This window comes from Ruegeria sp. BHSB058, assembly GCF_059613285.1.
In genome coordinates, this window is the sequence record NZ_JBXWSF010000170.1 from 1 (window position 1) to 2,366 (window position 2,366).

The window sequence follows — 2,366 nt, forward strand, 5'->3', positions numbered from 1 at the left end:
TCCGACAAGGTGCTGCCCTACATGAAACACGTGGCCGAACCGAACCCGGCGCTGGGCTGGCGCGCGATCCGCGTCGGTCTCGACAAGCGCGGCGTCATGCGGATGCAGCTTCAGGCTCTGATCCGGGCCGCCAATGGCCGTCCGCTGACCATCATGTTTCCCTTCGTCGCTCAGGCCGAAGAGTTCTACGCCGCTCGCTGGGAGATCGAAAAAACCATCGCCCGGGAAAAGCGACTGGGCCACCCGTTACCGGAAAGCCTGGAAATCGGCGCGATGCTGGAAACACCGTCACTGGCCTTTGCGCCTCAGAAGTTCTTTGACGAGGTGGATTTCATCTCCATCGGCGGCAACGACCTGAAGCAGTTCTTCTTCGCTGCCGACCGCGAAAACGAACTGGTGCGCCGCCGCTATGACACGCTCAATGTCAGTTTCCTGACTTTCATCGAACGCATCGTCGAGCGCTGCAATCTCTCCAACACCCCGCTCAGCTTTTGCGGCGAGGACGCGGGCCGCCCGGTCGAGGCCATTTGCCTCGCCGCCATGGGCATCCGCAGCCTGTCCATGCGTCCCGCCTCGATTGGCCCGGTCAAAAGCCTGCTTCTGCGCGCCAACCTTCAGGATCTGCGCAAGATCATTTCCGACGCCAGCCACCGCGGCGACCAGACCGCGCGCCCGGCGGTGATGGAATGGCTGCGAAATCAGGTCTGACACTCCTCGCCGCCCCTGCTTCTTTCTGGTCTCAAATACCCAGGGTGAATTGCCCGCAGGTCAAGAGAGGCAGCGCCCCTCTTGTTCTTAGGTAAGGCGGCCCGCAAACACAGTCCGCTCGACCTGCAACCATCTTGATATTCGGCACGAATGACCTGACCCTGTCGGAGGCGTCAAACCCGGTTTGTCTACTGATGAACCCAGAAAATGCGCAAGCAGCTTGCAATCATCGGACTGAACACAAATTGCGTGCGCTCGGCAGGCCAGTTTGAGAACACAGCTTGCAATGACTGGTCGGATACAAACGCATCGATCACCGTTCGCTGTATGGCTCTTGAACTGGTAAGAAAGGACCACAGCTGACTTTCATCGCTCGGAACATGAATGGGCAAAATGCGCAACTTTGCCGCCATTTGCCCATGCCGCTGTTGCTGACGCAGCATCCGCTCGCAAGTGCGGAACACTCATCGCTGCATTGCAATCGATGTCGCCAGACCGGTCATTCAACTCTGCCAAATCTGGTGGAACTCAAACCGCCTTTTCGCCACGCTCGGCTTCGGCAATCGAGACGCGGGACGGTGCTGCCGCTCGCCTGTTTGGTTTCGATGACTGCTCCAGCCTGAGAGCGGACACGCCTGTTCCGCGGGTAGGACGGGAAGCGCCCATGGCTGGCGCGTTAAACACTAACGTTTCAAATGCTACGAAGTCGGCTTTTGTGCGCGGCCACTTTAATAGTTGTACCTGTGCGGTCGATTCTAACCTTTTGCAATCAAGTTGCCTTATGCGACGATTTAACACCTCAACAGAACCAGAGGCGTAGCATTTCAAATCCCGCTAACGCGTTCTATGAGCCAATACATCGATATCGATCCGATGCAATAGGCCGTGACCACTGTTGTTGTTTGACTAACGGGAAACGCAATCATTCGCCAGATTGGCAGAAGCAGCGCCAAAGCTCCGACAAAACTCAATTGGCCTGCCTCGACGCCCAGGTTGAAGGCAAGCAAGGCCGCAGGGATATCGTTTGTAGGTAGTCCGATATCGGCCAAAGCACCTGCAAAACCAAGCCCATGCAAAAGCCCAAACCAGAAACAAACGATCCAGGGCTTCTGTTTCGAAAGTCGAAAACGCCCGTCGCCGCCCTTAACAATTTCCATCGCCAGAAAAACTATAGAAAGCGCAATGATGGCCTCGACCGGCGGCCGGGGACATTCAAAAATCCCAGTGTTGCCAGTGCCAGTGTTATTGAATGCACTAGGGTGAACGCTGTGACTGCTCCCACCAGTCTCTACGGATCACGAACCAGAATAAACAGCGCGAAGACAAACAGCAGATGATCCCAACCTTCCAGTATGTGTTTAAAACCCAACTGGAAATACGCGGTGAAAACAAACCATGTGGTCTGTTCAGAAGGTATGTTCTGAACGGCTGTCTCTGGTGTGAACCGAAGCGTCGTGGGTTCAGACTGCAGGGGCTGTAGATGGACCAAAACGTCGTTCTTTTGAACTTCCAGATCTTCAATCTAGATGGGTTGACCCGCAATATCCATGAACTACTCCCCAATGTTTGGACAGGTTTTGGCGTAGTTTAAGCTACTCTTTGCTCCTGCTGATCGGTTTGGGTTTCTTCTTTTCTCAGCCAATAGACCACGGCTGGGG

Annotated in this window: 1 protein-coding gene and 1 pseudogene; one reads left to right on the top strand and one right to left on the bottom strand. The window is 55.3% G+C overall.

Going from position 1 to position 2,366, the window contains the following annotated elements:
- On the top strand, nt 1-708 hold a 708-nt coding region (locus AC2FNB_RS21055), incomplete at its 5' end, for a putative PEP-binding protein (protein ID WP_496748681.1).
- An 824-nt stretch (nt 709-1,532) separates the two neighbouring features.
- Here the strand turns inward: AC2FNB_RS21055 and AC2FNB_RS21060 are convergent.
- Nucleotides 1,533-2,197 (bottom strand): annotated as a pseudogene (locus AC2FNB_RS21060) (HupE/UreJ family protein).
- Nucleotides 2,198-2,366: the final 169 nt, after the last annotated feature.